The organism is Campylobacter concisus (assembly GCF_902460875.1).
Lineage (GTDB): Bacteria > Campylobacterota > Campylobacteria > Campylobacterales > Campylobacteraceae > Campylobacter_A > Campylobacter_A concisus_AA.
In genome coordinates this window covers 116,382-122,593 of the sequence record NZ_CABPVR010000004.1, presented here as the reverse complement: position 1 = coordinate 122,593, position 6,212 = coordinate 116,382, and the positions used below count along the sequence as shown (strand labels likewise).

General features: G+C 34.4%; 8 protein-coding genes. 1 reads left to right on the top strand and 7 read right to left on the bottom strand.

The window, feature by feature from the left end:
- The 7 genes from F3H01_RS02335 to F3H01_RS02305 form a co-directional block, all read right to left on the bottom strand.
- Nucleotides 1-1,323 (bottom strand): class I SAM-dependent methyltransferase (locus tag F3H01_RS02335; protein WP_149724756.1); only part of this gene is annotated, 1,323 nt, incomplete at its 3' end.
- Between the two features lie 8 nt (nt 1,324-1,331).
- Entirely contained in the window at nt 1,332-1,829 is a 498-nt protein-coding gene (locus F3H01_RS02330; protein WP_149724708.1) for a redoxin family protein, read from the bottom strand.
- 48 nt (nt 1,830-1,877) lie between these two features.
- Nucleotides 1,878-2,555 carry a molybdate ABC transporter permease subunit gene (gene modB / locus F3H01_RS02325; RefSeq protein WP_149724707.1) on the bottom strand — a complete coding sequence of 226 codons (678 nt, stop codon included), beginning with the start codon at nt 2,553-2,555 and terminating at the stop codon, nt 1,878-1,880.
- Nucleotides 2,552-3,409: a sulfate/molybdate ABC transporter ATP-binding protein gene (locus F3H01_RS02320; RefSeq protein WP_149724706.1), complete on the bottom strand. Its 858-nt coding sequence runs from the start codon at nt 3,407-3,409 to the stop codon at nt 2,552-2,554. Before F3H01_RS02320 ends, modB begins: the two co-directional genes overlap by 4 nt.
- The gene (locus tag F3H01_RS02315; RefSeq protein ID WP_149724705.1) at nt 3,406-3,801 is read right to left on the bottom strand and encodes a TOBE domain-containing protein; all 396 of its coding nucleotides are present in this window, start codon (nt 3,799-3,801) and stop codon (nt 3,406-3,408) included. Before F3H01_RS02315 ends, F3H01_RS02320 begins: the two co-directional genes overlap by 4 nt.
- A complete protein-coding gene (gene modA, locus F3H01_RS02310; protein ID WP_149724704.1) occupies nt 3,798-4,553 on the bottom strand; it encodes a molybdate ABC transporter substrate-binding protein in 756 nt (251 codons plus the stop codon). The genes F3H01_RS02315 and modA overlap by 4 nt, the downstream gene beginning before the upstream one ends.
- Nucleotides 4,554-5,336: a TOBE domain-containing protein gene (locus F3H01_RS02305; protein WP_149724703.1), complete on the bottom strand. Its 783-nt coding sequence runs from the start codon at nt 5,334-5,336 to the stop codon at nt 4,554-4,556.
- A gap of 165 nt (nt 5,337-5,501) precedes the next feature.
- On the opposite strand from F3H01_RS02305, the gene F3H01_RS02300 reads away from it, so the two are divergent.
- Nucleotides 5,502-6,212: an MlaA family lipoprotein gene (locus F3H01_RS02300; protein WP_149724702.1), complete on the top strand. Its 711-nt coding sequence runs from the start codon at nt 5,502-5,504 to the stop codon at nt 6,210-6,212.

The window sequence follows — 6,212 nt, the reverse complement described above, 5'->3', positions numbered from 1 at the left end:
GCTAAATTTATTAGCAAAAACAACATCGTCATTATTTTTATGATTTAAAAAATATCTTACATAATTTATTAAATTTTGACTAAGTCTTGAATGTCCGGGCCTATACTCGATATTTTTTTGCTCATCTTTTAGGATCATTGCATCAGACGAGTTTGTTAAAATTCTTACAAAAGCGCTATAAACCATAAGCTTATCTTCTGGCAAAATTTCTAAAATCTGAGAAAGGTTTATGCTAGCTGGATACATCTTATAAAATACCTCACAAAGCCATGATATGTCTTGTGGCATAGCGCCATAACTATCTTGCCACTCATTATCTTTTTTTATAAAATCTGCCACAACGTGAATTTTGTTAATATCGCTTGGACCTATTTGTTTATTGGCTATGCTCTCATAAGTTTTGCTATGGACTATTAGGCTTTGTCTAAAGACTTTGTTGCTAATCATATCCATGAATTGCTCTAGATCGATCCTGTCTTTAAACTTGTTATTTTTGTATTCATCTACTACGGCCGTGCCAACATCTGGGGTAAAAATATCATCAAGTGTATACTCACAAAGATAAGTAAGCTCATTTTTGGCAAGCATGGCATTAAAATCTTTAAAATAAAATGGATCATTTGTGTATTCTAAAAACTCATGAGCTATGTAAAAGTCATCTTTTGAGAGCACATGTTCTGTTACAAAAAGAAGCATCTTAAGAGGTATTTTTCCCTCATAAATTTCTTCATCTCTTGTTAGCAAATATTCTTTATAGACTAAAAGTGCTTCTTTGGCTGCTTTTAACCTCTCTTGCATGCTCTCTTTATCTTTTGCGGCAAGTAGCATTATATCTCTTACGATGTCTTTTACTTTCCAACCAGGATAAACATTATAGGAGATAAATGCTACGCCATTTGCACTTAAATTCTCTCTTACAACTTTTAATATAGCTTCTTTTACAAAGTCAGGTACCCAGCTAAAAACGCCATGAGCGATAATGTAGTCAAATTTCTCATCACTTTTAAATTCGCAAATATCGCCGTGTATAAGCTCTAAATTTGCAAGCCCCATCTCTTTAACGATCTCTTGCCCACGCCTTATCTGCTCGCCGCTAAGATCTATGCCAACTACTTTTGCATTTTTGTTATTTACTGCAAATGGGATCAAATTTCCGCCAAAGCTACATCCTATCTCTAAAACTCTTGCATTTTCGCATGGAGGTGGAGTTATGCCAAGAAGTGTAGCACAAGCTTCAAGCCTATATGGCGACGATTGGGCAAAAGCTATTGATTTATAAGTTAGCTCATCATAAGACTTTTCGATTTTGCTATTTTGGCTCATTTTAGCTCCTAGTAGTCTTTTTCTTTGATTTTTTCTAGCATATTTTTAGCATCATTTTCTGGATCATCCACTATATATGCGCGCCTTATCTTACCATCTTTTATGATAAGTGTTTGTCTAAAATAAAATTTATGTCCATTTGACGCAGAAAAAACTGGAAGCTCAAGCGCCCTTTCAAGCATAAACTCACTATCGTTTAGAAACATAACACCAGTTGAAGTCTCTTCTTGAAATTTCTTTTGAGCTGCGATATCTTGTGAGCTAATGGCCACTACCATGAAACCAAGATCGTTAAAATCTTTTAAAAATTTCTTGTAGTTTATCGCTTGTTTAGTGCAGCCCTTCATGCCAGGTGTATTTTGTAGTTGCTCACTTAAAAGACTAAAGTCCTCGCCTATCTTTGGATAGATGAAAATAACGCAGTCATGCGTCCTTGCAAAGGCGGTAAAATCAAATTCCTTACCGTCTAGGGTATTTAAATATATACTTGTAGGCACGTTTATCATATTTCATCCTTTAAAATTTTTTACTATTATATCTTTATAAGCTTTGTCTTAAGCTTTTTTAGAATTTAAAAGATAAACTATAAAAAGGACAAAAAAGCTAATTATTAACATCAGAAGTGCATAGACATGAGCCTTGGTGTAATCAAGCATTTCAACTGCTTCAAATATCGCAATACTTGCAACCTTGCTCTCTCCAGCTACGCTACCGCCTATCATCAAAACAACACCAAACTCACCCATAGTGTGAGCAAAGCTAACGACAGTGGCTGTTAATAAATTTGATCTGATGCTTGGCAAAATTACTCTAAAAATAGTCGTGAGTTTGTTTTTACCAAGACTATAGCTCGCTTCAAAAAGGCTCTTTTTTAGGCTATTTAGTCCAGCATAAATCGGCCCAAACATAAATGGCAATGAATAGATACAACTTGCCACAACAAGACCTGTGAAGTTAAAAACAAGCCTAACTCCAAAAATTTCTTCGATAAATTTACCAAAAGTGGAATAAGGCGAAAGAAAAATGAGCAGATAAAAGCCAAGAACGCTTGGCGGCAATACCAAAGGCAGTGAGATTATCGACTCTAAAAATGATTTGCCAAAGAATTTTTTCTGCGACATAAAATAAGCAAGCGCAATGCAGGCAAAAAACAAAATAAAAGTAGTTATAAAAGATAGTTTTAACGAGAGCCAGAACGGTTCGTAATCGATACTTCTTAACTCGTCTATCATGCTTTTTCCAAATTTACGCTAAATGCTTTTGTGCTAACTACTACCATATCGCCTGCTTTTAGATTCATTGCTTCGCTGCTACTTAGCACCACTTCACAAATTTGGCGGTTTATTAATACATTTGCCACATAAATAGCATCACGTTTTTTTATCTCTAAAATTTTAGCATTAAAGGCAAATTTCTGTGATCCTGCACTCTTTAAAAATATCTCACTTGCACTACCTGATCTTGAAATTTTGCCGTTTTCAAGGACAAAGACTTTATTGCAAAGCTTATAAATTTCAGCGATATCATGGCTTACTAAAATAATGCTCATCTTAAACTCATCATGAAGTGTTAGTAAATAGTCTTGAAGTTTCTCACGCATGGCGTTATCAAGTGCACTTAACGGCTCATCAAGTAGTAAAATTTCAGGCTTTCTCATAACCGCACGAGCCAAAGCAACACGTTGCTTTTGACCGCCAGAAAGAGTGCTAATTTTTGCATTTTTTAGGCTTGTTAGACCGCAGATATCAAGAAGTTTATTTGCCAGGCTTATGTCATCTTTTGCAAAGAGCAAATTTTTAAAGACATTCATATTTTCAAACAAAGCATAATCTTGAAATAAAAAGCCAATATTTCGTTTTTGTGGAGCTAAATTTCTCTTTTCATCAAAGAAAATTTTATCCCTAACCTTTATAAATCCGCTTTGTGGCGTTTCAAAACCAGCAATCAATCTTAAAATAGTAGTCTTTCCGCCGCCACTTGCTCCATAAAGTGCGACAAAATCGCCATTTTCAAAGCTAAGGTCTGCCTCAAGTAAAAATTTTCTGCCACCGCCATTTAGCTCTTTTTTACAAGAAATTTCTATCATTTTTGAGTACTTATGTGAATGCTTGTAGATTTTATATAGGCAAAGACTTCATCGTTTTCACCTATGTTCATAGTTTTTAATGCGTGATTTGAGATAATAGCTTCAAAGTAAATTTCGCCACACTTTAAGCTAACAACACTTAAAATTTCACCAAAATTTATAGCTTCAATCACGCACTTTAGCTCGTTTTCAAGCGAGCTATTATTTAGTTTGTCTTTTGCCAAGATAACATCGGAGCTTTTAAAACCTAAGTCAATCTCATCATCTAAGGCAAATTTGCTAGCCTCATTCAAGACTAGCATAAATAAATTTGCCTCTAAATTTAGACCCTTTAGCTCAAATAAGCTAACGTCATCTTTAGTTAAAATCCCAACGATCTTTGCTCTTATCATTTAGCTGGAACGTTGTAACCAAATTTCTTGAAAATTTCTCTTGATTTATCACCTAAGATAAACTCATAAAATGCTTTTGCATCATCATTTTTTTCAGCATGTTTTAGAAGAACGATACCTTGATCGATCGGAGTGTATAGCTCTTGCGGAACAAAGATGTAATTAACGCCCTCTTTGTATTTTGACATTTTCTCATCAAAGAGTGCACTAGCAGCTATAAAACCTACATCAGATGCACTTAATGCCTGAGATAGAGTTTCAGAAATTTTTTGAGCATAAACGATATTTTTTTCTACTTCATCATAAAGTTTTGCATTTTTTAGTGCTTCTATACTAGCTTTGCCGTATGGTGCAGTTTGTGGATTTGCAATAGAAATTGCCTTTAAGCCACGAACAACCTCAATACCTTTTTTAAAATCAACATCTCTAATAGAAAAAATAGCAACAGCGCCTTGTGCATAAACTTTTGGCTCAGTGCTTGCAAAGCCTGTATCATAGGCTTTTTGTGCAAAGCCCATATCAGCAGCCATGAATATATCAGCTGGAGCTGAATTTTGTATCTGTGTGACAAGACCACCGCTTGCACCAAGGGTTAGGTTGATTTTAGTATCTGGATGAAGCTTATTAAACTCTTTTATAAGCTTTGGAAATGCGTATGTTGTGTTTGCTGCTGCATATACATTTACTTCAGCGCCAAATGCGTTTATGGCAAGCAAAGCTGCCGCACATAAAAATTTAAAAACTTTTCTCATTTAAACTCCTATAATGATTTGAGATGATTTTACTATTGCTAAAAGTGTATCGCCAACACCTATTTTCATCTGGATAGCACTATCTTTTGTAATGATGGCAGTTAAAGTCTGTTCATTACTTAGTTTTAAAGTGATTTCAGCATTTACAGCACCTATCTTTGCTTCGATCACCTCGCCTTTTAATTGATTTTTTGTGCTTATTTTTATATCTAGATCCTTAGCCAAAATGACAGCTGGAGCTTTAAAAATATAAATAACTTTTTGTCCAACTTTTAGGCCTAAATTTTTCTCACTTTCAACCGTGATGTTTGACTCAAGCGTGCAGCCATTACTTAGTTTTGCAATTATTTGAGAATTTACCGCACCGCGGTTTATGCCAATAATCTCGCATGAGAGCTGATTTCTAGCACTTAAGTTCATATTCATTCTTTGAAGATTTATAATATCTACATCCTCAAAATCTACTTTTTGACAAATTTTTTGTAAAAAGTCCTTTTGGGTCTCGAGAATGGTATCATAAATTTTTATCAGTTTATTGGCATACTCGCTTAGCTCAGAGCCACTATTTTTTTTATTTCCATCAGCTCTAATAATAAGCGGCTTGCTGCTTTTGTTATTTATCGTATCAAGGCAGTCCCAAGCATTTTTGTATGATATGCCAACCAATTCTGCTGCTTTTGTGATACTTTTTGTCTCTTTTATGGCCTTTAATAATGTAATATGTTTAGCTAAAACCTGTGTATCTTCGCCTAAAAATAGTTCTAAATTTATATCTGCTTTCAAAATTTTTACCTTTACTATATTGGAGAATAATTTGTGAAGTATATCTAATTATATTAATCCTTAAGCTTAAAGATTTAAGCCAATTTATAAATTTCTCTTAATTTCTTGTAAAGTTTTTAAAAGATAAAATCGAGCTACATTTTATAAATAAAAATAAGGCTTAGTATGAAATTTTTGCTTTCTATCTTTTTTAGTTTGCTTTTAGCCTGTGCTAATACGGACATAAATACGAATAGCGAAAGCGACGAATTTGATGTTGAATTTGAAGCAAAAAAAGATGTTTTTGACCCGCTTAGTGGTTACAATAGAATGATGACACATGCAAATGACTTTATATATGTAAATATGCTAACTCCGGTGGCAAAAGGCTATGCCTATGTTGTGCCAAAAACAGCTAGAACAATGGTTTCAAATTTCTTTGATAATCTGCTTTTCCCGGTTCGCTTTGTAAATAATCTACTTCAGTTTAAATTTCAAAACGCTGGCGAAGAGACATTGAGATTTTTAGCAAATACGATAATAGGCTTTGGCGGACTAACAGACGGAGCAAAATACTACAACCTCAAAGCTCACGATGAAGATTTTGGACAAACGCTTGGATATTGGGGGCTTGGCAGCGGTTTTCATATCGTTTGGCCACTTATTGGACCATCAAATTTAAGAGATACTGGTGGCATGGTCGGAGATTATTTTGCTGATCCTATTAGCTACGTTGATCCTATACTTTTATCAACTGGCATTAAGTCATATAGAGCGTTTAATAGCTTTTCGCAAGATCCAACTGCTTATGAAAAACTAAGAAAAGATGCTATTGATCTTTATCCATTTTTACGCGATGCTTACGAGCAAAGACGTGACAAGCTTATCAAGGAGTAA

Coding starts and splice junctions, on each gene's coding strand:
- F3H01_RS02330 (WP_149724708.1), bottom strand. CDS start 1,829: ATGATAAACGTGCCTACAAGTATATATTTAAATACCCTAGACGGTAAG.
- modB (WP_149724707.1), bottom strand. CDS start 2,555: ATGATAGACGAGTTAAGAAGTATCGATTACGAACCGTTCTGGCTCTCG.
- F3H01_RS02320 (WP_149724706.1), bottom strand. CDS start 3,409: ATGATAGAAATTTCTTGTAAAAAAGAGCTAAATGGCGGTGGCAGAAAA.
- F3H01_RS02315 (WP_149724705.1), bottom strand. CDS start 3,801: ATGATAAGAGCAAAGATCGTTGGGATTTTAACTAAAGATGACGTTAGC.
- modA (WP_149724704.1), bottom strand. CDS start 4,553: ATGAGAAAAGTTTTTAAATTTTTATGTGCGGCAGCTTTGCTTGCCATA.
- F3H01_RS02300 (WP_149724702.1), top strand. CDS start 5,502: ATGAAATTTTTGCTTTCTATCTTTTTTAGTTTGCTTTTAGCCTGTGCT.